The 25803-nt window shown below is 70.2% G+C and carries 18 protein-coding genes; 15 read left to right on the top strand and 3 right to left on the bottom strand.

Annotation, left to right across the window (positions count from 1 at the left end):
* The first annotated feature begins 5 nt into the window (after positions 1-5).
* The 8 genes from ACWFRJ_RS32935 to ACWFRJ_RS32900 all read left to right on the top strand — a co-directional run bounded on the left by ACWFRJ_RS32935 (position 6) and on the right by ACWFRJ_RS32900 (position 11107).
* Positions 6-1235: an SLC13 family permease gene (locus tag ACWFRJ_RS32935; protein WP_453539430.1), complete on the top strand. Its 1230-nt coding sequence runs from the start codon at positions 6-8 to the stop codon at positions 1233-1235.
* A gap of 147 nt (positions 1236-1382) precedes the next feature.
* Complete coding sequence (locus tag ACWFRJ_RS32930; RefSeq protein WP_453539194.1) at positions 1383-3494, top strand: phosphocholine-specific phospholipase C; 2112 nt, start codon at positions 1383-1385, stop codon at positions 3492-3494.
* A 214-nt stretch (positions 3495-3708) separates the two neighbouring features.
* Positions 3709-5952, top strand: coding sequence for an MMPL family transporter (locus ACWFRJ_RS32925; RefSeq protein ID WP_453539191.1), 2244 nt, complete (start codon positions 3709-3711; stop codon positions 5950-5952).
* The gene (locus tag ACWFRJ_RS32920) at positions 5921-6526 is read left to right on the top strand and encodes a GNAT family N-acetyltransferase (protein ID WP_453539188.1); all 606 of its coding nucleotides are present in this window, start codon (positions 5921-5923) and stop codon (positions 6524-6526) included. The genes ACWFRJ_RS32925 and ACWFRJ_RS32920 overlap by 32 nt, the downstream gene beginning before the upstream one ends.
* 35 nt (positions 6527-6561) lie before the next feature.
* Positions 6562-7167: a hypothetical protein gene (locus ACWFRJ_RS32915; RefSeq protein ID WP_453539185.1), complete on the top strand. Its 606-nt coding sequence runs from the start codon at positions 6562-6564 to the stop codon at positions 7165-7167.
* 228 nt (positions 7168-7395) lie between these two features.
* Positions 7396-7584, top strand: coding sequence for a hypothetical protein (locus tag ACWFRJ_RS32910; protein WP_453539182.1), 189 nt, complete (start codon positions 7396-7398; stop codon positions 7582-7584).
* The gene (locus ACWFRJ_RS32905) at positions 7584-10826 is read left to right on the top strand and encodes a helix-turn-helix transcriptional regulator (protein ID WP_453539179.1); all 3243 of its coding nucleotides are present in this window, start codon (positions 7584-7586) and stop codon (positions 10824-10826) included. The genes ACWFRJ_RS32910 and ACWFRJ_RS32905 overlap by 1 nt, the downstream gene beginning before the upstream one ends.
* 80 nt (positions 10827-10906) lie before the next feature.
* Positions 10907-11107, top strand: a complete 201-nt coding sequence (locus tag ACWFRJ_RS32900) for a DUF6191 domain-containing protein (protein WP_453539176.1) — start codon at positions 10907-10909, stop codon at positions 11105-11107.
* Here ACWFRJ_RS32900 and ACWFRJ_RS32895 read toward each other — a convergent pair.
* Both ACWFRJ_RS32895 and ACWFRJ_RS32890 read right to left on the bottom strand, forming a co-directional pair.
* On the bottom strand, positions 11100-12272 hold the full coding sequence (locus tag ACWFRJ_RS32895; RefSeq protein ID WP_453539427.1) for a PQQ-dependent sugar dehydrogenase: 1173 nt from the start codon (positions 12270-12272) through the stop codon (positions 11100-11102). The genes ACWFRJ_RS32900 and ACWFRJ_RS32895 overlap by 8 nt on opposite strands.
* A gap of 84 nt (positions 12273-12356) precedes the next feature.
* Positions 12357-13349, bottom strand: a complete 993-nt coding sequence (locus tag ACWFRJ_RS32890) for an aldo/keto reductase (RefSeq protein WP_453539173.1) — start codon at positions 13347-13349, stop codon at positions 12357-12359.
* A 96-nt stretch (positions 13350-13445) separates the two neighbouring features.
* On the opposite strand from ACWFRJ_RS32890, the gene ACWFRJ_RS32885 reads away from it, so the two are divergent.
* From ACWFRJ_RS32885 to serA, 6 genes are all read left to right on the top strand, one after another.
* Positions 13446-14396: a 2-hydroxyacid dehydrogenase gene (locus tag ACWFRJ_RS32885; protein ID WP_453539170.1), complete on the top strand. Its 951-nt coding sequence runs from the start codon at positions 13446-13448 to the stop codon at positions 14394-14396.
* A gap of 381 nt (positions 14397-14777) precedes the next feature.
* Positions 14778-17717 carry a putative bifunctional diguanylate cyclase/phosphodiesterase gene (locus ACWFRJ_RS32880; RefSeq protein WP_453539167.1) on the top strand — a complete coding sequence of 980 codons (2940 nt, stop codon included), beginning with the start codon at positions 14778-14780 and terminating at the stop codon, positions 17715-17717.
* A gap of 231 nt (positions 17718-17948) precedes the next feature.
* Positions 17949-19796 carry an acetolactate synthase large subunit gene (locus ACWFRJ_RS32875; RefSeq protein ID WP_453539164.1) on the top strand — a complete coding sequence of 616 codons (1848 nt, stop codon included), beginning with the start codon at positions 17949-17951 and terminating at the stop codon, positions 19794-19796.
* 30 nt (positions 19797-19826) lie between these two features.
* Positions 19827-20354 carry an acetolactate synthase small subunit gene (gene ilvN / locus ACWFRJ_RS32870; RefSeq protein ID WP_383282544.1) on the top strand — a complete coding sequence of 176 codons (528 nt, stop codon included), beginning with the start codon at positions 19827-19829 and terminating at the stop codon, positions 20352-20354.
* 108 nt (positions 20355-20462) lie between these two features.
* Positions 20463-21461: a ketol-acid reductoisomerase gene (gene ilvC, locus ACWFRJ_RS32865; protein ID WP_453539160.1), complete on the top strand. Its 999-nt coding sequence runs from the start codon at positions 20463-20465 to the stop codon at positions 21459-21461.
* Between the two features lie 229 nt (positions 21462-21690).
* Complete coding sequence (gene serA / locus ACWFRJ_RS32860) at positions 21691-23295, top strand: phosphoglycerate dehydrogenase (protein ID WP_453539157.1); 1605 nt, start codon at positions 21691-21693, stop codon at positions 23293-23295.
* A 107-nt stretch (positions 23296-23402) separates the two neighbouring features.
* Here serA and ACWFRJ_RS32855 read toward each other — a convergent pair whose 3' ends face one another.
* Positions 23403-24956, bottom strand: a complete 1554-nt coding sequence (locus ACWFRJ_RS32855; protein WP_453539154.1) for an MFS transporter — start codon at positions 24954-24956, stop codon at positions 23403-23405.
* A gap of 97 nt (positions 24957-25053) precedes the next feature.
* Between ACWFRJ_RS32855 and ACWFRJ_RS32850 the strand changes: the two genes are divergently transcribed.
* Positions 25054-25638 carry a TetR/AcrR family transcriptional regulator gene (locus ACWFRJ_RS32850; protein WP_453539151.1) on the top strand — a complete coding sequence of 195 codons (585 nt, stop codon included), beginning with the start codon at positions 25054-25056 and terminating at the stop codon, positions 25636-25638.
* Positions 25639-25803 lie beyond the last annotated feature (165 nt).

Here is a 25803-nt window from a genome sequence, read left to right as displayed (position 1 = left end):
CCGAGATCCTCTCCGTCGGCCTGCTGCTCGCCGTGCTCGCGTTTGCCGTCGTACGGCCCCGGCAGTGGCCCGAGGCCGCCGCCGCGTTGCCCGCCGCCGGGCTTGTCGTGGTGCTCGGGGCCGTCTCGCCGCGGGACGCGCTCGCGCAGGTCGAGAGTCTGTTGCCGGTGGTGGGGTTCCTCGCCGCCGTGCTCGTGCTCGCGCAGCTGTGCGCGGACGACGGGCTTTTCGCCGCCGCCGGGGATCTCGTCGCCCGGCTCTGCGGCGGGCGGACCAAGGCGCTGCTCGGCGGGGTCTTCGGCGTCGCCGCAGTGATCACCGCGGTGTTGAGCCTGGACGCCACCGTCGTTCTGCTCACCCCGGTCGTCTTCGCCACCGCCGCCCGCGTCGGGGCAAGGCCGCGTCCGCACGTCTACGCCACCGCCCACCTGGCCAACTCGGCGTCGCTCCTGCTGCCCGTCTCCAACCTCACCAACCTCCTCGCCCTGACCGCCAGCGGGCTCACCTTCACGCGGTTCGCCCTGCTCATGGCGTTGCCGTGGCTGGTTGCCATCGGCATCGAGTACGTGGCGTTCCGGCGGTACTTCGCCGGAGATCTGGCCGCGGGCGCCCTTGAGCCCAAGGAGACCGAGCCGACCCCCGTGCCGGTGTTCACCCTGGTCGTCCTCGGGCTCACGCTCGCCGGGTTCGTCGTGACCTCGTTCGTGGGCCTCGAACCCCTCTGGGCCGCCCTCGCGGGAGCAGCCGTGCTCGCGGGCCGTGCGCTGTTGCGCGGACGCACGACCGCCCCCGCACTCGTCCGCTCCGCGAACCCCCTGTTCTGCCTGTTCGTGCTCGCGCTCGGCATCGTCGTCAAGGCGGTCGTCGACAACGGCCTCGGCTCCGGCATCGAGTGGATCCTGCCGGACGGCACCTCGCTGCCCGCGCTGCTCGCGATCGCGGGCCTCGCCGCCGTACTCGCCAACCTCATCAACAACCTGCCCGCGATTCTCGCTCTCCTGCCCGCCGTCGCCCCCGCTGGTCCCGGCCCCGTCCTCGCCGCGCTCATCGGCGTCAACATCGGCCCGAACCTGACGTACGTCGGCTCGCTCGCCACCCTCCTGTGGCGCCGCATCCTGCACGACCACGGCACGGACGCCGAGCTGCGGACGTTCACTCTGCTCGGCGTCCTGACCGTGCCCGTCATCCTCGCGGCGTCGACCGTCGCGCTCTGGGCGGGGCTGCTGATCGGCTGACCGAGTCCGTACGTACGTACTCGGGCGCCTCCGTTCACGCCGACTTCGTCCCCAAGTCTTCACAGGGAAACCAGACTTCACTACCGTCCCGGCCGAGCAGGCTAATGGATCAGCAGAGAACCATTGGCCGTCGACTGGAGGTCGTACGTGTCCCCGGAGATATCTCGCAGGCGGCTGATGGCAGTTGGCGGAGGCGCGCTCGGCGCCGCCACCGTCGGATCGTTCCTGCCGCCGTCACTGCAGCAGGCACTTGCACAGGACCGGGATCGGCCCGAACGCGGCGGCGGCGGGCTCGACTCGATCGAGCACGTCGTCATCCTGATGCAGGAGAACAGGTCCTTCGACCACTACTTCGGCGCGCTGCGCGGCGTACGCGGCTTCGGTGACCGCAACGCCGTCCGGCTCCCGAGTGGGAAGTCCGTGTTCGAGCAGCCGGGCGTCCTGAGCACCGTCCTGCCCTTCCCCGTGCGCGAGGCCGCGGCGGCGCAGAAGAAGGACCTGCAGTACATCGGTGCCCTCGACCACTCCTGGAGCGGCGGCGCCAAGGCCTGGCACGACGGCTGGTCGGACGGCTGGATCACCGCCAAGACCGCCGCGACGATGGCGTACTACACGCGCGAAGACATCCCCCTGCACTACGAACTCGCCGACACCTTCACCGTCTGCGACGCCTACCACTCGTCCATCCACACCTCCACGAGCCCCAACCGCAACCACCTGTGGAGCGGCAAGACGGGCTACGAGGCGAACGGGAAGCGGGCCGTCGGCAACGACGCGTACGACGAGGGGACACACCCCGGATACGACTGGGGGACGTACGCCGAGCGCCTGGAGAAGGCGGGCGTGAGCTGGCGGACGTACACGGAGTGGGAGAACTTCACCGACAACCAGATCGAGTTCTTCACCACCTTCAAGGCCATCGCCCGCAAGGTCCTCGCCAAGACCGGCCTGACCTACATGGAGGCCTTCTACGCCAAGGTCCGCGACGCCAAGGACGACGCCGAGCGCGCGAAGCTGCTCGCCACCCTGGAGGAGGGCGTCGCCACCCTCACCAAGGCGGAGAAGTCCCTCTTCGAGCGCGCCCTGCGCCGCGTGCCCACCGGCAAGCTCGCGGAGGAGTTCGCCAAGGACGTCGCGGGCGGCAAACTGGCCAAGGTCAGCTATCTGGTGCCGTCCGCCCTGGACTCCGAGCACCCCAGCGTCTCCTCGCCGATCCACAGCGCGACCATCGTCTACAAGGTCCTCGACGCCCTCGCCTCGCACCCCGAGGTCTGGCGCCGCACCGCCGTCTTCATCAACTACGACGAGAACGACGGCTTCTTCGACCACGTCCCGCCGCCCGTCCCCGGCGGTGACAGCGCCGAGGAGCAGGAGGAGCGCTGGGAGGGCAAGCCGACCGGCCTTGGTGTGCGCGTGCCCATGCTCGTCGTCTCGCCCTGGACCGTCGGCGGCTACGTCACCTCCGAAGTCTTCGACCACACCTCCGTCGTGCGCTTCCTCGAGAAGTGGACCGGCGTGCGCGAACCCAACATCAGCGCCTGGCGCCGCAAGGTCACCGGCGACCTCACCGGCGCCTTCGACTTCAAGCGAGGACACCGGCAGCCCGAGGTCGAAAAGCCCGGCGCCATCCCGGCGTTCAGCGGCCGCTGGTCACCGCAGCCGCCCCTGAAGCAGTCCATGCCGGTCCAGGAGTCCGGCACCCGCCGCGCCCGGCCGCTGCCCTACCAGCCCGACGCGTACGTGAAGCCGGGCGAGAGCGGCGCCCTCTCGGTGCGGCTGCGCAACGGCGGCCGCTCCAGTGCCCACTTCGCGCTCTATCCGTACGCCGACGAGTTCAAGGTCCCGCAGCACAAGGACGTCGTGCGCGAAGGCTCCTGGACCGTCCCGGTGTCCAAGGACGCGTACGCCTTCACGATCACGGGGCCCAACGGCTTCCGGCGCGAGTTCGCGGGCGGCAAGGACGGCAAGGCGCAGCTCGCCTCCGCGATCACCCGGCGCGAGCTCCACGTCACCCTGGCCAACCGGGGCCGCAAGGAGCTCGTCTTCACGGTCGAGCCGGTCGGATATGTGGACGAGGGCGACGTCAGGAGGCGGACGCGGGTCGTCCGCGTCAAGGGCGGCAGCAGCCGCACGATCGCCTGGCACACGGACGACGAGCACGGCTGGTACGACATTCAGGCCACGGCGGCGGGCGAACCTGCTTTCCGGCGCCGTCTGATGGGGCACATAGAGAACGGACGCGCGAGCGTGTCGGGCTGAATCCCCAGTTCTGAGGGTGTGCGAGGCCCCGATGGGGCCTCGCACACCGTTGTGTGAACTTGTGAGGAAAGCCACGAACGGGACCAACGATCTCCGGGTGCTGTCAAAGTGCTTCTGGCGCCCAAGTCGCCTCTCAAACGTTCTTTGCGGGCTGTTCAGTGCATTCAAGACTGTTCCCGATAAAGATCCACGAACCAGTACAGGGAGCCAGTCGGTGGCAGCACTCGCACGGTGGTGTGTGAAGCATCGCCTCCTGGCCGTGCTGCTCTGGCTTCTCGCCCTCGGCGGCGCCGCGAGCGCCGCGGCCGTCACCGGATCCGCGTACTCGAACGACTACGAGGTGCCGGGTACCGAGTCAGGCCGTGCGACCCAGCTCCTGAACGAGGGCTTCGAAGGACTCGGCGGCGACAGCAACACCGTCGTCTGGCGGACCGAGGCGGGGACGACGGTGCGCGCGGCCGACGTCGAGCAGACGGTGACCGGCGCCCTCGACAAGATCGAGCGCATGCCCGCGGTGGCCTCCGTCAGCAGTCCGTACAGCGAGCGCGGTGCCGCACAGATCAGTGCCGACGCGCGCATCGCGTACGCGACCGTCACCTTCCACCAACAGGCCGACGCCATCGACAAGGCGGACGCACAGGCCCTCGTGGACACGGCGAAGGCCGCGGGGTCGGACAGTCTGGACGTCGAGCTCGGCGGCAGCGCCGTCGGCCTCACCGAGTCCAAGAGCGCGCAGACCGCCGAGATCGTCGGGGTCGCCGTCGCCGCCGTGGTGCTCTTCCTCGCCTTCGGCTCGCTCGCCGCATCCGTACTGCCCATCGCCACGGCCCTCGTGTCGGTCGGCACGGCGTACGCGGGCATCGTGCTGCTCGGGCACCTGATGACCGTCGCGGACTTCGCACCGATGCTGGGCACCCTGATCGGGCTCGGCGTCGGCATCGACTACGCGCTCTTCATCGTGACCAGACACCGCAAGGGCCTCAAGCAGGGCCTCCCGGTGGCCGTCGCCGCGGAACGCGCCGTCACCACCACCGGACGCGCGGTCGTCTTCGCGGGCGCCACCGTGTGCATCGCCCTGCTCGGCATGCTCATCCTGCGGCTCAGCTTCCTCAACGGCGTCGCCATCGCGGGCTCACTGACCGTGCTCCTCACGGTCGCCGCGTCGGTGACCCTGCTCCCCGCGCTCCTTTCCTGGATCGGCCCGCGCGCGCTCAGCCGCCGCGAACGGCGCGCCCTCGCCGAGCACGGCCCGGCCCCGGAGCTGCCCACCGGGCTCGCCGCCCGCTGGTCCGCCTTCGTGGAGCGCCACCCCAAGCTGCTCGGCGGTGTCGCCGTCGCCGTGATGGCGCTGCTCGCCCTGCCCACGCTCTCCCTGCACCTGGGCACCTCCGACCAGGGCAACAACCCGGCGTCGGCCACCACCCGGCAGGCCTACGACCTCCTCGCGCACGGCTTCGGCCCCGGCGTGAACGGCCCGCTCACGCTCGTCACCGACGTCGAAGGAGCGGGCGACAGGCTCGCCCTCACCAACCTCGTCCCCACGCTCGAATCGACCGAGGGCGTCGCCTCCGTCAGCCCCGTCACGTACGACGCGAACGGCACGGCCGCCTACGTCACCGTCGTACCGGACTCGTCCCCCCAGTCGCAGCGCACCAGCGAGCTCGTCGACCGGCTGCGCGACGACGTGCTCCCGAGGGCCGAGGCCGACACGGCACTCGACCTGCGGGTCGGCGGCGTCACGGCGAGCTACGACGACTTCGCGGAGATCATCGTCGGCAAGCTGCCCCTCTTCGTGGGCGTGGTCATCGGCCTCGGCTGCGTCCTGCTGCTCCTCGCCTTCCGGTCCATCGGCATCCCCCTGAAGGCCGCCGCGATGAACGTGGCGGCGGTGGCGTCGGCCTTCGGGGTCGTCGTCGCGATCTTCCAGTGGGGCTGGGGGAGCGAGCTGCTCGGCCTCGGCTCGGCCGGGCCGATCGAACCCTTCCTGCCCGTGATCATGGTGTCCGTCCTCTTCGGGCTCTCCATGGACTACCAGGTCTTCCTGGTCAGCCGGATGTACGAGGAATGGCTCGAGACCGGCGACAACCGGCGGGCCGTGCGGGTCGGCCTCGCCGAGACGAGCCGCGTGATCAACTCCGCGGCCGTCATCATGATCTCGGTCTTCCTCGCCTTCGTCCTGAGCGGCGACCGGGTCATCGCGATGTTCGGCATCGGCCTCGCTGCGGCGGTCGCACTCGACGCCTTCGTCCTGCGTACGTTGCTGGTGCCCGCCCTGATGCACATGCTGGGCGGCGCCAACTGGTGGCTGCCGCGCGGCCTCGACCGCTGGCTGCCCCGCATCAGCATCGAGCCGCCGGAAAGTCGTTCGAGCAAAACCGTCCCTGGTGCGAGGATCCCCGTAATGCCGGACGGGACGAAGGAGCGGGATGTTCGCGATATCGCTGGGCGAGGGCGCTGAGCTGCGGCCCATTGAGCCGTGGCAGGCACAGGAGTTCCTCGCGCACATCGAGCGGGCGCGCGACTACACGGCGCCGTGGGTACCCCTGACCGCGCTGGTGACGGACCTCGAATCGGCTCGGGAGCGCCTCCAGGCGCACGCCGACAAGAAGGCCGCCGACACGGGGCACCTCTACGGCATCTGGCTGAACGACACGCTCGTCGGCGGAATCTTCTTCCGGATCTTCGACACGGCCACGGAGAGCTGCGAGCTCGGCGTCTGGCTCGAGCCCTCCGCAGCCGGGCACGGCCTGATCACCAGGGCGAGCCGGGTCCTCATCGACTGGGCGGTCGACGCGCGCGGCATGCACCGCGTGGAGTGGATGGTCTCCTCGGCCAACGACCGCAGCATCGCGGTGGCCGAGCGGCTCGGGATGACCAGGGACGGAGTGCTGCGGGAGAGCTTCCCCTGGCAGGGGGTGCGGCACGACATGGAGGTGTGGTCGGTGCTCGCACCACAGTGGCGAAAGGCGCGTGAGACGGCGGGTTCCGGGGGCTCGGCCGGGGGCTCCGCCGGCGGGGAAGCAGCTCGTTAAGAAACCTCTCAGACTCCGTCCGTACGGTGCGGAGCATGGGAACTAAGACAGAGGACGAGATCGCGGCCGAGGCGGCCGCGAAGCCCGCAAAGCCCGCGGATGCGGAGGCTGCGGACGCCGTGGACGACACCACCACGGACGCCGTGACGGCGGATGCCGTCAAGGCCGACAAGGCCGACGACGTCGACGACACCGATGACGACGCCGACGACCTCGTCGTCGTCGAAGAGGTCGCTCCGGCCAAGTCCGGTGGCGTCTTCCAGGGCGCCGCGGCCGTCGTCTCCGCCGCCCTCGGTGTGATCGGCCTCTCCGGTGGCTGGCTCGGCACCGTCGCCGCGGCGCGCTCGAACATCGTCGGGCAGCTCGAGACCAAGCAGTCGGCGAGCGTCGCCGACCAGATCCAGGCCCTGTACGGCGACTCCTGGCAGATCACGGCGCTGATCGCCGGATCCTTCGCGCTCGTCGCACTGGTCGTCGGGTTCGTCGTCCTGGTCAGGCCCGCGTTCGGCGCCCCCGACCAGGTACAGGCGCCGTGGATCAAGTCGGTGGCCTGGGCGGGTGTCGTCCTCGGCGTCATCGGCCTGCTGCTTGCCATCGCCAAGTACTCGGACCTGATCTACGGGCTGCCGTCGACGAGTTAATGGCACGCGGTCAACGGCACGTGAGGTAGCGGGGTCCTTAGGCGCGTAGGTAGGACCTAAGGCCCCGGCCCACTCGCCTAAGGCCCCCCACCCCCTCAAGATGCGGCACTCTCCCGATGTGCCGACCCTCCCTGGCAGACGAAAGTAGAGGCATCGCAAGACGGGATCCGCGAACAGCGGATCACGGACCGCGAAGCCGAAACCCACGTCAGTAGCCAGGGAGTTCTCATGTTCGAGTACGAAATGCACCAGCTGCGCGCCGCCGACCTCGCCCGCGAGGCCGACCGCCGCCGCCTCCTGCGCCAGGCCCGTGAGGCCAAGGCGACCCGCCGCGCCGAGCGCCGTTCGGCCCGCCACGACACCGAGGGGCGGGTGAGCAGGGCCCAGCGGAGGATCAGCTTCACCCGAGCCGCCTGATGAAGGCGGAGGCGCCCACCGGAGCGCCTGCTGCACCCCTCACCGAAGCGCCTGCTGAAGCGGCCACCGCAGCGCCTGCTGAAGCCCCCGGGATATCCGCTGCCGTGAGCATCACACCCTGTGCGATGCTCACGGCTGTGGAGACCAGGTCCGTAAGCCCCGTGTTCATCGGCCGCGCCGATGAGCTGGGCGTTCTGAACGACGCGCTCGCCCGCGCCAAGGGGACAACCCCCGGCACGGGCGAGCCGCAGGCGTTGCTCCTCGGCGGCGAGGCGGGCGTCGGCAAGACCCGCCTCATCGAGGAGTTCACCGCGGCGGCCCGCGCCGAAGGAGCCGTCGTCGCGCTCGGCGGCTGCGTGGAGATCGGCGCGGACGGCCTTCCCTTCGCCCCCTTCTCCAGCGCCCTGCGCTCCCTGCGCCGCCAGCTCCCCGGCGAGGTGGACGCCGCCGCTGCCGACCAGGAGGGCGAGCTCGCCAGGCTCCTGCCCGAACTGGGTGAGGCCCCGCAGCGCCTGCGCGGCACCGACGCCAACCACGACGAGGAAGGCATGGCCCGCCTCTTCGAGCTGACCGTCCGCCTCCTGGAGCGGCTCGCCGCAGAGCGCACGGTGGTCATCGCCCTGGAGGACCTGCACTGGGCCGACGCCTCCACCCGCCACCTCCTCGCCTACCTCTTCCGCACGCTGCGCAGCGGCAGCCTCGTCGTCGTCGCCACCTACCGCGCCGACGACATCCACCGCCGCCACCCGCTGCGCCCGCTCCTCGCCGAGCTCGACCGCCTGCGTACGGTGCGGCGCATCGAACTGGCCCGCTTCAGCAAGGGCGAGGTCGCCCGCCAGATGGCGGGTATCCTCAGCGCCGAGCCCGCGCAGTCCCTGGTGGACGACATCTTCGACCGCTCGGACGGCAACGCCTTCTTCGTCGAGGAGCTCGCGGTCGCCTCGCACGGCGGCAGCTGCGCGAGCCTCACGGACTCCTTGCGCGACCTCCTCCTCGTACGCGTCGAGGGGCTGCCCGAGGACACCCAGCGGGTGGCGAGGATCGTCGCCGAGGGCGGCTCGACCGTCGAGTACCCGCTGCTCGCCGCGGTCGCCGGGCTCGCCGAGGACGACCTGATCGAGGCGCTGCGGGCCGCCGTCGGCGCCAACATACTTCTGCCGTCGCCCGACGGAGACGGCTACCGCTTCCGGCACTCCCTGGTGCGCGAGGCCGTCGGCGACGACCTGCTGCCCGGTGAACGCTCCCGGATCAGCCGCCGTTTCGCCACGGCACTTGAGGCCGACCCCTCACTCGTCGCCGACGACCAGCGTGCCGCCCGCCTCGCCAGCTACTGGTACCACACGCACGACGCCGCGAAGGCGCTCCCCGCCGTCCTGCGCGCCTCCGTCGAAGCCCGCCGCCGCTATGCGTACTCCGAGCAACTGCGCCTCCTCGAACGGGCGATGGAGCTGTGGGACGGCGCCCCCGATGACGTACGCCTCGAACTGCGCCCCCTCGACTACGCCGAGGTCTATCCCCCCTGCGGCTGCGACCCCGAGACCACCCCGCTGCGCTACCTCGACCTCATGGCGGAGGCCGCCGTCGCCGGTCGCCTCTGCGGTGAGCGCGAGCGCGCCCTGAAGATCACCAAGCGTGCGCTGCGGATCCTCGAGGACGAGCAAGATCCCCTTCGCGCCGCCTGGTTCTGGATCCAGCGCTCCCGCCTCACCTCGACGCTCGCCCGCGGCGACGGCTGGGCGGAGATCGCCACCGCGCAGGAACTGGTCCGCGGGCTTCCGCCGTCCGAGGTGCACGCCGAGGTCCTTACCAACGTCGCCTCCTGGGGCATGCTCCACAACCCCGGGGCTCAGACCCTGGCGGCGGCCCAACGCGCCGTCGAGTACGCCCGGATGGTCAAGGCCGAGGAGATCGAACTCAACGCCCGGCTCATCCTCGGCGGGCTCCTGGTCGACGCGGGCGACGTCGAGCACGGCCTTGCGGAGATGTACGCGGTCAGGGACCGGTGCGTGGCGCCGCCCGGCCTCGTCTCCCGGATCCCGCACATCCATGTCAACCTGCCGTCCGTACTGGAGGGCTCGGGCCGCTCCCTCGAATCCCTGGAGGTCAGCGACCAGGGGCTCGCGCTCTGCCGGAAGTACGGACTCACGGACACCGAGAGCTGGGTCCAGAACAACAAGGCGGAGACCCTGATCTCGCTGGGCCGTTGGGACGAGGCGGTCGACGCCAGCGAGGCGGCCCGCCGTGGCGCGCTCGGTGTCAAACCACGGGCAGGGGCGGCCCTGCACCTCGCTGTCGTCTCCCTCGGCCGCGGCGACGTACCCGAAGCCGCTGCCCAACTGACGCTGGCCCGCGATCAGTACGGGCTGCACGGCCTCATGCCGCAGTACTCCCTGCCCATGGTCACCGCCGCCCTCGGTATCGCGGCGGCCGGCACAGACCGCGCGGCCGGTGTCGCCGCGGCGCGCACCGAGCTCGAACAGGCCCTGGCCACGGGCTTCGCGCCCGGCACCCAGCGCTACACCTGGCCCCTGCTGCTGGCCGCCGCCACCTCGGAGGCCGATACGCGCGGCCTGCCCGCCGCCGAACCCGGCAGGACCGAGGCAGTCGAAAGCATTCGACGAGCCGCCAAGAAGCTCCCCTCACCGGTCCCGGTCTGGGTCGCCTACGAGAAGTGGGTACGCGCCGAGCTGCTGCGCGCCGAGGACCGCGACGCCCCCGACGACTGGTCCGCCACGGTCGCCGCCTTCGAACCCCTCGGCCGTCCCTACGACCTCGCCCGCACTCGCCTGCGCCTGGCCGAGTCCCTCCTCGCCACCTCCGCAGGCCTGGGCGCCGAAGCGGATCGTGAGCGCGCCGCCACTCTGCTGCGCCAAGCTCGCGAGACCGCCGAGCGCCTTGGGGCCCGGCCCCTGGCCGATTCCGTCTCGGGACTCGCCCAGCGCGCCCGCCTCACGCTGAACGAGCACGACGGCGACCGCGCCACCGCGAGGGCCCACCTCACCCCGGTCGACCCCGCCGAGGCGCTCGGCCTCACCAGCAGGGAGCGGGACGTGCTGCGCCGCGTGGCCGCGGGCCGCAGCAACCGCCAGATCGCCGAGGAGCTCTTCATCTCCCCCAAGACGGCGAGCGTCCACGTCTCCAACATCCTCGCCAAGCTGGGCGTGGCAGGGCGGGGGGAGGCGGCGGCCCTGGCCCACCGCCTGCGCCTTTTCCCCGCGGAGAGCACACAGCCCACCGGCTGACCTGCGCTTTTCCGGTCCCGGCGGGTTTCGGATGCGCTCGCTTACGCTGGTAAGGAGGAACTCGGCCGCCAGGAGGCGCAGTGTTCAATCTGATCGAGCTTTTTCAGCCCGGCCGCAAACACACGGACGACGAGGAGAAGCGCCTTGAGCTGAGCCGGGTCGACGTGGCCGACGGCGACCCCGGGCGCGGCCCGATAGACCTCACGTCCGGGAAAGTGGTGGTGAGGGTGCCGCAGCAGGCGAAGACGGAACCCGAGCCGACCGACGCGGACCCTACTTGACCGTCACCTCGAGGATCTTGTCGTCCCCCTTCTCAGGGGTGCCCCGGGAGTCCGTCTCGCTCGTCACCAGCCACAGCTTGTCCCCGCCCGCCGCGACGACCGTGCGCAGGCGGCCGTACTCGCCCTTCAGGAAGGACTGGGGCTCCACGGTGCCGTCCACGCCCCGGATCGGAACGCGCCACAGGCGCTCGCCGCGCAGGCCCGCCATCCAGATCGAGCCCTCGGCGTAGGCGATGCCGCTGGGGGAGGCCTCCGAGGTCTTCCACTGGGCCACCGGATCGTGGAAGCCCTTCTCGTCGCCCTTGCCCTCGACCTCCGGCCAGCCGTAGTTGTCGCCGGCCTTGATCTCGTTCAGTTCGTCCCAGGTGTCCTGGCCGAATTCCGCCGCCCAGAGCTGCTTGTCCTCGTCCCAGGCCAGGCCCTGCACATTGCGGTGGCCGTACGAATAGACGGGGGAGTCGTCGCCGAAGGGGTTGCCGGGGGCCGGTTCGCCGTCCGGGGTCAGGCGCAGGATCTTGCCGCCTAGGGACTTCTTGTCCTGGGCAAGGCCCGTGTCGCCCGTCTCGCCCGTGCCCGCGTACAGCATCTTGTCGGGGCCGAAGGCGATCCGCCCGCCGTTGTGGATCGTGCCCTTGGGGATGCCCTTGAAGACCGTGTCGGGTGCGCCGAGCTGCTGACCTGAGGGCTTCTTCTCGTCGTACAGCATGCGGGCGATGCGGTTGTCCGACTCGGTGGTGAAGTACGCGTAGACCATGTGGTCCGATGCGTACGAAGGGGAGAGCGCAAGGCCCATCAGTCCGCCCTCACCGGCGGGGGAGACGCCGGGGACCGAGCCGAGCTCGGTCTTCTTGCCGCTCTCTCCGTCGACGCGGGTGATGGTCCCCTCGTCGCGTGAGGACACGAGGAGGTCACCGCCGGGGAGCGGTGCGAGGCCCCAGGGCGACTTCAGGTTCTCGGTGAGGGTCTTGGCGACCTTCGCCGACCCCTTCTCCGGCGGGGCTTCGCCGGCGCGCGCCTTGCCCGTGGATGTCGCTTCCGTCGCGGGGCCCGACTCCGGGCTCTTTCCGTCACCCGGCGTGCCTCCGCCCCCGGACGAGCAACCGGCCGTGAGCACAAGGGCGGCGGCGGCCAGTGCGGCCGTGACAGCAGGTCGTTGCACGATCAGGTTCCCTTCGACGCAGCGCTTCTACAGTTCATACACCGCTCGGTCCCCAGAGGTTCCCAGCTCAGCTTCACCGACGCGTGGACATCAGTCCCACGAGCCCATCGCCGACGGCAGCGCCGCGATCTCCGCGAGGTCCGCCCCGGTGAGCCGCACCGACGCGGCCCCCGCGTTCTGCACCGCCCAGCGCTCCCGCTTGGCCCCGGGGATCGGCACCACGGCGCCGCCCTGCGCGAGCACCCACGCAAGGGCCACCTGCGCCGGGGTCGCCCCGTGCCGCTCGGCCACCCGGCGAAGGCCCACCACGAGCGGCTGGTTGGCCGCCATCATCTCGGCGGTGAAACGGGGATGCCGGGCCCGTACGTCGTCCGGCTCGAAGCCCTGCCCAGGCGTCAGCGTCCCCGTGAGGAACCCGTTCCCCAGCGGCATCGCCGCCAGGAAGCCGACTCCACGCGCCGCGCACCACGGAAGGAGCGTCACAAGCGCCTCTCGCGACCACACCGAGAGCTCGGCCTCCACCGCGCTGACCGGGAAGACCTGCTGGACCCGCTCGAGCTGCCGGATCGTTCCCTCGTGCAGCCCCCGGCCCTCGCGCCGCGAGGCACGCGCCCCCACCGCGCACAGACCGAGCGCCCGCACCTTCCCCGCGGCGACGAGTTCGGCCATCGCGCCCCAGGTCTCCTCGACAGGAACCTCGGGATCGGCGCGGTGCAGCTGATAGAGGTCGATCGTCTCGGTCTGCAGCCGTCGCAGCGACGCGTCGCAGGCCCGCTTCACATAGCCGGGGCGGCCGTTGGCGACGATGTGCTGCTCGCCCACCAGGAGCCCGCACTTGGTGGAGACGAACGCCTCGCCGCGCCGCTCCTTCAGCGCCCGTCCCACCAGGAGCTCGTTGGTGAACGGCCCGTACATGTCCGCCGTGTCGAGCAGGGTCGAGCCCTGGTCGAGCGCGGCGTGCACGGTGCGCAGCGACTCCTCGCCCCGCTGCCGCGATCCGGTGTACGCCCAGTTCATCGGCATGCAGCCGAGCCCGACCGCACCCACTTCGAGCGCTGCCGCGCCGATCGTCCTGCGGTCCACCTGGCCGTGCCCCCCACTTCATGTCCGAGCAGCCCCCAACGTAACCGCTGCCTCCCCTCACGTGGCGTGCGGCCCGTGCGCATTAGCCTCCTGACCATGACGACAGACGTATGGCTTCCCTATGCCGCTGACGAGATCGAAGGCCTGCCCGCAGCAGCCGATGCCGGGCTCAACTACCGCTTCTGGGACGGCGGCCCGGACTTCCCCGCGGACCCGGCCGACTGCGCGTTCTACGTGGTGCCCTATCTGAAGGGTGCGGAGACCTCCGTACGGCCACTGCCCGAGATGACATCCGTGCGCGCCGTACAGACGCTCACCGCGGGCATCGACCACGTGCAGTCCGGCCTCAAGTTCCTCGCGCCAGGCGTCCAGTTGTGCAACGCCAAGGGGGTGCACGAGGCCAGCACCGCCGAGCTCGCGCTCACCCTGACCCTGGCCTCCTTGCGCGGCATCCCGCGATTCGTGGACGGGCAGCGGCAGGAGGAGTGGCGGTCCGGGTTCTATCCGGCGCTCGCCGACAAGTCCGTCCTGATCGTGGGCTACGGATCGATCGGTTCCGCCATCGAGGACCGGCTCGCCCCCTTCGAGTGCGCGCGGGTGGCGCGCGTCGCGCGCTCCGCCCGTGCCACGGAGCGCGGCCCCGTGCACCCGCTCGCCGAACTGCCGGCGCTGCTGCCCGAAGCCGATGTCGTCATCCTCTCCACGCCCCTCACAGACACCTCCCGTGGCCTGGTCAACGCCGACTTCCTGGCCCGAATGAAGGACGGCGCCCTCCTCGTGAACGTCGCGCGCGGCCCCGTCGTCGACACCAAGGCGCTCCTGGCCGAACTGGAGAGCGGCCGGATCACCGCCGCCCTGGACGTCACCGATCCGGAACCGCTGCCCGCAGGTCATCCCCTGTGGCAGGCTCCTGGAGTGCTCATCAGCCCGCACGTGGGCGGATCGACCTCTGCCTTCCTGCCCCGCGCCAAGCGCCTGCTCGCCGCCCAACTGACCCGTCACGTCGCCGGGGAACCCCTCGGGAACGTGGTCCTGACGACCCGATAGCGCACGAAGCCGCAGTCGCCCAGGGAGCGTTCGAGCACGCTCCGCACCCGCGCGCGTGCGCCGTGTGTTTACGACACCGCTTGCCGTCACGGAGCGTACAGAACCTATGTCCCTGAGTGACGAGACTGGTGTATCGTCCCGACAGGGGCTGCGCCGTGGACCGTTCGGCGCCGGGGACGAGGCAAGGCATCAGACGCGAGGGGGGCGACGGGCGATGTACGGCCAATGGGCGAACGAACCGACGCGGCGGAGCTGCCGACGGCGACTCTCACACGCACCGGCTCGCAGTCGGCTGCGCGACGGTTACGCACGCGAGATCCCGGAGTCGATAGATCACGGGAAGCGGAGGGATACAAGGGCGGTACGGACCAGGGCGGCCCGGTGAGCACCCGCCCGTCACCCGCCACCGCCCTGGACGGCGGCGGAGGCCTGACGGCACCGATGCCGCCCGGCTCCCCACTGGCCCGGCGCCCCGCCTCCGGCGGCGGCGTGAGCCTGGTCTCGCAGATCGCGCTCCTCGTGGTCTGCGGCGGATATGCCGCCGGAGCGGCACTCGGCTGGGGATCGACCCGAGCCGCCCTGATCATGGGCGACTTCGGTCTGAGCATCGCGGCGGCGACCGCCGCGGTCTCCTGCTTCCGCTACTCGCGCACCCGTCGAAGCCGCTTTCGACCCGCATGGCTGCTGTTCGCGCTCTCCTCCGCGATGGCGGCCCTGGGCAACGGCGTATGGGGCTGGTACGAGGTCGTGCTCGAGCGGCCGGTGCCAAGTCCCGGTCTCGCCGACCTGTTCTTCCTCTGCTTCGCGCCGCCCGCCATCATCGGCCTGCTCGTGCTCGCCAAGCGCCCGGTGACGAGAGCCGGTTGGGTCTGCCTGGCCCTCGACGCCTGGCTCATCGGCGGCTCGCTCCTCACGCTCTCCTGGAGCCTGGCCCTCGCGCACACGGCGCAGTTCGAGGGCCAGAGCGTCGCGCACGCCGCGCTCTCGCTCGCCTACCCGCTGCTCGACATCGCGTTGGTCAGCATGGTCCTCGCGCTGCACTTCAGACGCGCCTCCGCCAACCGCACGGCGGTGAACACCGCGATCGGCGCCCTCGCGCTGACCGTCATGTGCGACGCGATGTTCACCTCCCCCCTGCTGCACGCCAGTTACCGCTCGGGGCAGATGCTGGACGCGGGCTGGTTCGCCGGGTCACTGCTCCTGGCCTACGCGCCCTGGGCGGTGCCCTGGCCCAAGCACGCGGACGACGCGCAGCAGGCGCGCGTGGAGAACGCCGGTGCCCCCAAGGGGGCGCGGCCCGCCGCCACCCGGCCGATCGCCGGATCCCTTGCCGCGCTCACGCCGTATCTGGCCGCCGCCGTCTGCACGTTGGGGATCCTCTACAACGTGCTCAGCGGCCGCAGCGTCGACGAAGTCGTGCTCTTCACCGCGGGCACGGTCGTGCTCGCCCTGGTGGTGCGCCAGGGCATCATGCTCCTGGACAACATCACCCTGACCCAGGAACTGGCCCAGAAGGAGAACCACTTCCGCTCCCTGGTCCAGGGTTCGAGCGACGTGATCATGATCGCCGCCCCGAACGGCATACTGCGCTACGTGAGCCCGGCCGCCTCCGGGGTCTACGGCCGCGAGGCCGAGGACCTCATGGGTTCCGAACTGGCCTCGCTCATGCACCCCGAGGACCTCGGCAGAGTGGTCCACGAGGTCCGCAGATTCCTCACCGCGAACCCCGTGGAAGAGCCGACGACCCGCATCGAGTGCCGCTTCAAGTCCGGTGACGGCGACTGGCTGAACGTGGAGTCCACGGTCAATCGCCACCAGGGCGGCCTCATCTTCAACAGCCGCGACGTCACCGAACGGGTCCGTCTCCAGGCGCAGTTACAGCACAACGCCGAGCACGACCCGCTCACCGACCTGCCCAACCGCGCCCTGTTCACGCGCAGAGTCGGCCAGGCGCTCACCGGCCGCAGAGTCACCGACCGGGGCACGGCCGTGCTCTTCATCGACCTCGATGGCTTCAAGGCGGTCAACGACACCATCGGCCATCAAGCGGGAGACGAACTCCTGATCCAGGCGGCCCGCCGCCTTCAGGAGGCCGTCAGGTCCGGGGATTGCGCGGCCCGGCTTGGCGGCGACGAATTCGCCGCGCTGATCGTGGGCGACGGCACCCGCGACCAGGCCGCACGCGAGCAGCACATCTACGAACTCGCGGACCGTCTCAGAATCGCCCTCTCCCAGCCCTACGCGATCGGCGGCAACGACGTGCGCGTGGCGGCGTCCATCGGCGTGGCCTTCGCCGAGCCAGGTCTTGGTGCGGGCGAGCTGCTGCGCAACGCCGACCTCGCGATGTACCGCGCCAAGGCCGCGGGCAAGGGCCGCGTCGAGCTGTACGCCCCGCAGATGCAGGCCGATGTCGTGCGCAAGGCGGAGCTGGCCACACGGCTGCGCACCGCACTGCACGAAGGCCAGTTCGCGCTGCTCCACCAGCCGGTGGTCTCCCTGGACGACGGGCGCATCACCTCCGTCGCCGCCCAGGCACGCTGGCGCTCGGCGCAGGGCATCCTCTTCACGCCCGCCGAGTTCCTGCGCGTGGCCGACACATCGGACTCCCAGGAGAGCGCCCGCACCGCGGAGCTGGGCCGCTGGATGCTGGAGGAAGCCGTCCAGCAGGCCGCCGAACGGGGACGCACGGGGCACGCGACGCCCGTCGCCGTCCGCATCAGTGCCCGGCGCCTCCTGGACCGCTCCATGCCGCTGAGCTCCATCGAGGCCCTCCTCACCCGGTACGGGCTGCCCTCAGGGGCGCTCGTCATCGAGCTGGCCGACAGCGACCCCCGCGTCCCCCTCGACGATCTGGAGCGCCGCCTGACGTCCCTGCGCAGGCTCGGCGTGCGGATCGCCCTGGACGGCTTCGGGAGCGGCTATGCCGCCATCACGGCACTGCGGCGGCTCCCCGTCGACGTACTGAAGCTTGACCGCAGTCTCGTCGAGGGCGTCGTCGAGTCCGCGCGCCTCCACAAGATCACCGCCGGTCTGCTGCGCATCGCAGGCGATCTGGGCCTGCGCTCCGTGGCCGACGGCGTCGACCTCCCGGAGCAGGTCGTCGCCCTGCGCGCGATGGGCTGTACGCATGGGCAGGGCATGGCGTTCTCCGGGCCGCTCGACGAGTACCGACTGCGCCGTGCGCTCTCGCTCGGGCAGTACCCCGTTCCGTACGGGCCCGCGGAACCCGTCCTTGCGGGCGGCCCCCCGGTGGCATTCGGCGGAGGAGGTGTCGAATCCTTCATCCGCTCACATAATGAGACCCCCGTCCCACCTACTTGACAGGCGCTGTGCGCTGGAGAGAGGGTCAATGCCATGCGCACCCGAATTCTCGTACTTGGAAAGCGCGTCGGCTGAAGCTGGGAATCACCGGTCCGAATACCGGAATCCCGCGACCGCTCCGACGCGCTCCCCTCGCTTGCCACCTGGCACGAGGGGTTTTTTGTTGCACCGGCACTGCCAAAACCCTGCAAACACCCCGCAAAAACCCTCAGCTTCGAGAAGAGAATGCCGATGACCGAGCAGGCCACCGGGGCCCACCATCCGCAGCCGCGGCCCCGATCCTCAGGACAGCAGTCCGCACCCGTCGAGCACGTCACGGGCGCGCAGTCCCTCATTCGTTCTCTCGAGGAAGTCGGGGCCGACACGGTATTCGGCATTCCCGGCGGTGCCATTCTCCCCGCGTACGACCCGATGATGGATTCCACCCGCGTCCGTCACGTCCTGGTCCGCCACGAGCAGGGCGCCGGCCACGCGGCCACCGGTTACGCGCAGGCCACCGGCAAGGTCGGGGTGTGCATGGCGACGAGCGGCCCGGGTGCCACCAACCTCGTCACACCGATCGCCGACGCCCACATGGACTCCGTGCCCATGGTCGCGATCACCGGCCAGGTGGCCTCCAAGGCCATCGGCACGGACGCCTTCCAGGAGGCGGACATCGTCGGCATCACGATGCCGATCACCAAGCACAACTTCCTCGTCACCAAGGCCGAGGACATCCCGGCGACGATCGCGGAGGCGTTCCACATCGCCTCCACGGGCCGTCCGGGCCCGGTCCTCGTCGACATCGCCAAGGACGCCCTCCAGGCGCAGACCACCTTCCAGTGGCCGCCCACCCAGGACCTGCCCGGCTACCGCCCGGTGACCAAGCCGCACGCCAAGCAGATCCGCGAGGCCGCCAAGCTGATCACCGCCGCCAAGCGGCCCGTCCTCTACGTCGGCGGCGGCGTCCTGAAGGCCCAGGCCACCGCCGAGCTGAAGGTCCTGGCAGAACTCACCGGAGCGCCCGTCACCACCACACTGATGGCGCTCGGCGCATTCCCCGACAGCCACAAGCTGCACGTGGGGATGCCGGGCATGCACGGAGCGGTCACCGCCGTCACCGCGCTGCAGAAGGCCGACCTGATCGTCGCCCTCGGAGCCCGCTTCGACGACCGCGTCACCGGCAAGCTGGACAGCTTCGCGCCCTTCGCGAAGATCGTCCACGCCGACATCGACCCGGCCGAGATCGGCAAGAACCGCGCCGCCGACGTGCCGATCGTCGGAGACGCCCGCGAGGTCATCGCCGACCTGATCCAGGCGGTCCAGGCCGAGCACACCGCGGGGCAGACGGGTGACTACACCGCCTGGTGGAAGGACCTCAACCGCTGGCGCGACACCTACCCCCTGGGCTACGACCAGCCCGAGGACGGTTCGCTCTCCCCGCAGCAGGTCATCGAGCGGGTCGGCAAGCTCGCCCCGGACGACACGATCTTCGCCGCGGGCGTCGGCCAGCACCAGATGTGGGCCGCCCACTTCATCGAGTACGAGAAGCCCGCCACCTGGCTGAACTCCGGCGGCGCGGGAACGATGGGGTACGCGGTCCCGGCCGCGATGGGCGCCAAGGCCGGTCAGCCCGACCGCACGGTCTGGGCGATCGACGGCGACGGCTGCTTCCAGATGACCAATCAGGAACTGACCACCTGCGCCCTGAACAACATCCCGATCAAGGTCGCCATCATCAACAACGGCGCCCTCGGCATGGTCCGCCAGTGGCAGACGCTGTTCTACAACCAGCGCTACTCCAACACCGTGCTCCACAGCGGTCCCGAGGACATCGGCCCCAACAAGGGCACCCGCGTCCCGGACTTCGTGAAGCTGTCGGAGGCCATGGGCTGCGTGGCGCTGCGCTGCGAGCGCCCCGAGGACCTCGACAAGGTCATCGCCGAGGCCAACGCCATCAACGACCGCCCCGTCGTGGTCGACTTCATCGTCCACGAGGACGCCCAGGTCTGGCCGATGGTCGCCGCGGGCACCTCGAACGACGAAGTCATGGCCGCCCGCGGGGTCCGCCCCGACTTCGGCGACAACGAAGACGACTAGAGACCGAGAGCGAAAGAGAGACCAAGAGTCATGACCACCAAGCACACGCTCTCCGTCCTGGTCGAGAACAAGCCCGGTGTCCTAGCCCGGATCACCGCCCTGTTCTCACGCCGCGGCTTCAACATCGACTCCCTGGCCGTGGGCGTCACCGAGCACCCCGACATCTCGCGCATCACCATCGTCGTGAACGTCGAGGAACTTCCGCTCGAACAGGTCACCAAGCAGCTCAACAAGCTCGTCAATGTCCTGAAGATCGTCGAACTGGAACCGGCCGGGGCCGTGGCGCGCGAACTGGTCCTCGCCAAGGTCCGCGCCGACAACGAGACGCGCTCGCAGATCGTCGAGATCGTCCAGTTGTTCCGCGCCAAGACCGTGGACGTCTCGCCCGAGGCGGTCACCATCGAGGCCACGGGCTCCAGCGACAAGCTGGAGGCCATGCTCAAGATGCTGGAACCCTTCGGCATCAAGGAGCTCGTCCAGTCCGGCACCATCGCGATCGGCCGCGGCTCCCGCTCCATCACGGACCGCAGCCTGCGGGCGCTCGACCGCTCGGCATGAACCAGCCATAACGAGCCGCGGGTCCGCCCGCATGTCGAGACCTGAAAACTTCCCTCCCCCGCCCGCCGTACGGTGGGTCGCAACACCAGCACACATAGGAGATTCCCAGTGGCCGAGCTGTTCTACGACGACGACGCCGACCTGTCCATCATCCAGGGCCGCAAGGTCGCGGTCATCGGATACGGCAGCCAGGGCCACGCCCACGCGCTGTCGCTCCGTGACTCGGGTGTCGACGTCCGCGTCGGTCTGCACGAGGGCTCCAAGTCCAAGGCCAAGGCCGAGGAGCAGGGCCTGCGCGTGGTGACGCCCGCCGAGGCCACCACCGAGGCCGACGTCATCATGGTCCTGGTCCCGGACCCGATCCAGGCCCAGGTCTACGAGGAGTCCATCAAGGACAACCTCAAGGACGGCGACGCGCTGTTCTTCGGCCACGGCCTGAACATCCGCTTCGGCTTCATCAAGGCCCCCGAGGGCGTCGACGTCTGCATGGTCGCCCCCAAGGGCCCGGGCCACCTGGTCCGCCGCCAGTACGAGGAGGGCCGCGGCGTTCCGTGCATCGCGGCCGTCGAGCAGGACGCGACCGGCAACGGCTTCGCGCTCGCCCTCTCGTACGCCAAGGGCATTGGCGGCACGCGTGCGGGCGTCATCAAGACGACCTTCACCGAGGAGACCGAGACCGACCTGTTCGGCGAGCAGGCCGTGCTCTGCGGTGGTACCGCGGCGCTGGTCAAGGCGGGCTTCGAGACGCTGACCGAGGCCGGCTACCAGCCGGAGATCGCGTACTTCGAGTGCCTCCACGAGCTGAAGCTCATCGTGGACCTCATGTACGAGGGCGGCCTGGAGAAGATGCGCTGGTCGATCTCCGAGACCGCCGAGTGGGGCGACTACGTCACGGGCCCGCGCATCATCACGGACGCCACCAAGGCCGAGATGAAGAAGGTCCTGACCGAGATCCAGGACGGCACCTTCGCCAAGCAGTGGATGGACGAGTACCACGGCGGTCTGAAGAAGTACAACGAGTACAAGACCCAGGACGAGAACCACCTCCTGGAGACCACCGGCAAGGAGCTGCGCAAGCTCATGTCGTGGGTGAACGACGAGGCGTAAGCCTTGCGGCGACGGGGCCGGGACCGCAGTCCCGGCCCTGTTGTCCACCTGGTCCAGCCACGGAAGGGTGATCCTTCCACCGAGGCGTAAGACACTCGTCAGGACGCCACTACACTGCTGTCAACATTCGCGTCAGGCCCACAGCGTCGTGCGTCTTCCACGCGGCTAGCACCCTCCACCGCATGCGGCCGTCGGGACGGCCGTCCGCATTGGACTTGTGAGGACTCACGTGAGCACTGCTGCCAACGGCAAACCGGTCGTACTCATCGCTGAAGAGCTGTCGCCCGCAACTGTCGACGCCTTGGGCCCGGACTTCGAGATCCGTCAGTGCAACGGCGCGGACCGCGCCGAGTTGCTGCCCGCCATCGCCGACGTGGACGCCATTCTGGTCCGCTCCGCGACCAAGGTCGACGCCGAGGCCATCGCGGCCGCCAAGAAGCTGAAGGTCGTCGCCCGCGCGGGCGTGGGCCTGGACAACGTGGACGTGTCCGCCGCCACCAAGGCCGGCGTGATGGTGGTGAACGCACCCACCTCGAACATCGTCACCGCAGCCGAGCTCGCCTGTGGCCTGCTCATCGCCACCGCCCGCAACATCCCCCAGGGCAGCCAGGCCCTGAAGGCCGGCGAGTGGAAGCGCTCCAAGTACACGGGCGTCGAGCTCGCCGAGAAGACCCTCGGTGTCGTGGGCCTCGGCCGCATCGGCGCCCTGGTCGCCCAGCGCATGAGCGCCTTCGGCATGAAGGTCGTCGCCTACGACCCGTACGTACAGCCCGCGCGCGCCGCGCAGATGGGCGTCAAGGTCCTCACCCTCGACGAGCTGCTCGAGGTCTCGGACTTCATCACCGTGCACCTGCCCAAGACCCCGGAGACGGTCGGTCTGATCGGCGACGACGCGCTGCACAAGGTCAAGCCCGCCGTCCGTATCGTGAACGCCGCGCGCGGCGGGATCGTCGACGAGGAGGCGCTGTACTCGGCGCTGAAGGAAGGCCGCGTCGCGGGCGCCGGTCTTGACGTGTACGCGAAGGAGCCCTGCACGGACTCCCCGCTCTTCCAGTTCGACCAGGTCGTCTGCACCCCGCACCTCGGCGCCTCGACGGACGAGGCGCAGGAGAAGGCCGGTATCGCCGTCGCCAAGTCGGTGCGCCTGGCCCTCGCGGGCGAGCTCGTCCCGGACGCCGTGAACGTCCAGGGCGGCGTCATCGCCGAGGACGTGCGTCCCGGTCTGCCGCTCGCCGAGAAGCTCGGCCGGATCTTCACCGCGCTCGCGGGCGAGGTCGCCGCGCGGCTCGACGTCGAGGTGTACGGCGAGATCACCCAGCACGACGTGAAGGTGCTCGAACTCTCCGCGCTCAAGGGCGTGTTCGAGGACGTCGTCGACGAGACCGTGAGTTACGTCAACGCGCCTCTCTTCGCCCAGGAGCGTGGCGTCGAGGTCCGCCTCACCACGAGCTCGGAGTCCCCGGACCACCGCAACGTGGTCACGGTGCGCGGCACGCTGACCGACGGCGAGGAGATCTCGGTCTCCGGCACCCTTGCCGGGCCCAAGCACCTCCAGAAGATCGTCGCCATCGGTGAGTACGACGTGGACCTCGCGCTCGCCGAGCACATGGTCGTCCTTCGCTACGCGGACCGTCCCGGTGTCGTCGGCACCGTCGGCCGTGTCCTCGGTGAGGGCGGCATCAACATCGGCGGCATGCAGGTCGCCCGCGCCGACGTCGGCGGCGAGGCGCTCGCCGTTCTCACCGTGGACGACTCGGTGCCACAGTCGGTGCTGAACGAGCTGGCGGCGGAGATCGGCGCGGAGTCCGCGCGTGCGGTGGACCTCACGGACTAGTTGCCCCGCGTCTCGGTCGCCGGCCATCACCGGCTTCGCCGAGTTCGTCCTCAAACGCCGGACGGGCTGGATATTTCCAGCCCGTCCGGCGTTTTTGTCTTGAGGGCTCAGACCAAAGCTTTCTCCCGCTCCGGCTCCGCCGCCTGCGCCGGAGTGATCCGGCGCAGCGTCACCGCCGCCACCGCCGCCGCGACCAGCAGTACCCCCGCCCCCGTGAGGGCCGCGACGTGCATGCCGCTGGTGAAGGCCTCGCGGGCCGCGTCCGTCAGCGCTGAGGCCGCCTTGTCCGGCAGATGCCTGGCCACCGCGAGGGCGCCGCCGAGCGTCTCGTGAGCCTCGGCCGGGGCCGAGTCCGGGATCTCGTTCCGGTAGACCGCGTTGCCGATGGAGCCGAGCAGCGCCATGCCGAGGGCGCCGCCGAACTCCTGGCCCGTCTCCAGGAGCGAGGACGCGGAACCGGCCTTCTCCGTGGGGGCCGAACCGAGTGCCAGGTCGGTGAGTTGCGAGCCGACGACCACGGCGCCGCAGGCGAGGAGCCCGGCACCGGCGAGGACCGTCCACATCGAGTCGGTGCCGATGAGGGTCAGCAGGCCGTACCCGCACGCCGAGACGGCGAAGCCGGACGAGACGACGTAGGCGCGGTTCATTCCCCGCTGCACCAGGGCCGTGGCGACGGGTGCGGCGAAGCCGATGAGGACGGAGGGGAGCAGGGCCCACAGGGCGGCTTCCATGGCGCTCTTGCCGAGGACGGACTGCAGGTACTGCGTGGTGAAGTACGCCGAACCCATCATCGCGAGCGAGCAGATGAGGTTCAGGAGGACGGCGGGGGCGAACCCGCGGCCACGGAAGAGGGCCGGGGAGATCAGTGGGGACGCCGTGGTGCGCTGGCGGTGGACGAAGAGGGCGGCGAAGACGAGTCCGACGGCGAACGAGGCGACGTACGCGGGTTCGAGGCCCTCGGCGGCGATCTCCTTGAGGCCGTAGACGACGGGCAGCACGGCGGCCATGGAAAGGGGCACGCTCAGCAGGTCGAAGCGGCCCGGCTCCGGGTCCTTGGACTCCGGGATGAGGACCGGGGCGAGGATCAGGAGCAGCACCATCGCGGGCAGGTTGACCAGGAAGACCGAGCCCCACCAGAAGTGCTCGACGAGGATGCCGCTCATCACCGAGCCGAGCGCGATACCGGCGACCATCACGCCGGACCAGATGCCGATGGCCTTCGCGCGCTGCCCGGCGTCGCGGAACATCGTGCGGACGAGGGCCATCGTGGACGGCATCAGGGTCGCGCCGCCGATGCCGAGGACCGCGCGGGCCGCGATGAGGAGCTCGGCGCTGTTGGCGTAGGCGGCGGTCAGGGAGGCCGCGCCGAAAGCGAGGGCGCCGATCATGAGCAGCTTGCGGCGGCCGATGCGGTCGCCGAGCGAGCCCATCGTCATCAGCAGCCCCGCGAGCACGAACGCGTAGATGTCGAAGATCCACAGCTGCTGGGTGCCGCTCGGCTCCAGGTCGGCGCTGATCGCGGGGACCGCGAAGTAGAGGACCGAGACGTCCATCGAGACCAGGAGCAGCGGCAGCATCAGGACGGCGAGCGCGGTCCACTCCTTGCGGCCGGCGCGCTCCGGGACCGCCGAATTCGCTTGTTCGTGCGTCGAGTTCGTCATGACGGAGACTGTACGAGCGTCTTAAACGCTTGTCTAGTACGAGTGTGTAAGACGATGGTCTGGGACGCACGTATGGATCGGGAGTACGCTGGCCCGCATGGGACACCGTGAGGATCTGCTCGAAGGCGCCAAGCACTGCCTGTTGGAGAAGGGGTTCGTGCGTACGACGGCGCGCGACATCGTGAAGGAGTCCGGGACCAACCTGGCGTCCATCGGCTACCACTACGGCTCGAAGGACGCCCTGCTCGTAGAGGCGTACGTAGCGCTCATCGAGCCGATGGGTGACGGGTTCGAGGGTGCGGTCGGCGCGGCGCGTGTCGCGGAGGGCAGCGGCATCGAGCGGTTCCGGGAGACGTGGGCGAACGTCATCCGCTCGATCCCCGAGTCACGGGCGATCTGGATGCTGAGCCTGGAGGTCGTCACGCAGGGGGAGCGGCTCGCGGGTATTCGCGATCTGCTGGCCAAGGCGCAGGTGGAGGGGCGGCGCGGGCTTGCCGCGATGTTCACCGGGATCGAGGAGAGCGAACTGACCGATGACGTCGTGGAGACCGAGGGGCGCTTCTATACGACGCTGCTCAACGGCCTGATGGTCCAGTGGCTGTTCGACGAGGCGTCGGCGACCGACGCCGAGCAGCTGACCGAGGGGCTGCGGCGGGTGATGGACCGGGTGTCGGGGGACTGAAACGCCGGTGGTGCGGGTGGCGGGGGCTGAAACGCCGGTGGTGGGGGGGGGGGGGCGCCCCCCCCCCCCCCCGGGGGGGTGGGTGATAATCGTCGGAGAGAAACACACAAGGTACGGCGGCGGGGCGGAGGGCAAAAAGTTGGTGGGCGGGGTGTTGGGGGGAAG

The sequence above is a fragment of the Streptomyces sp. NPDC055239 genome (assembly GCF_053606205.1).
This window is presented reverse-complemented; position numbering and strand designations above follow the sequence as displayed.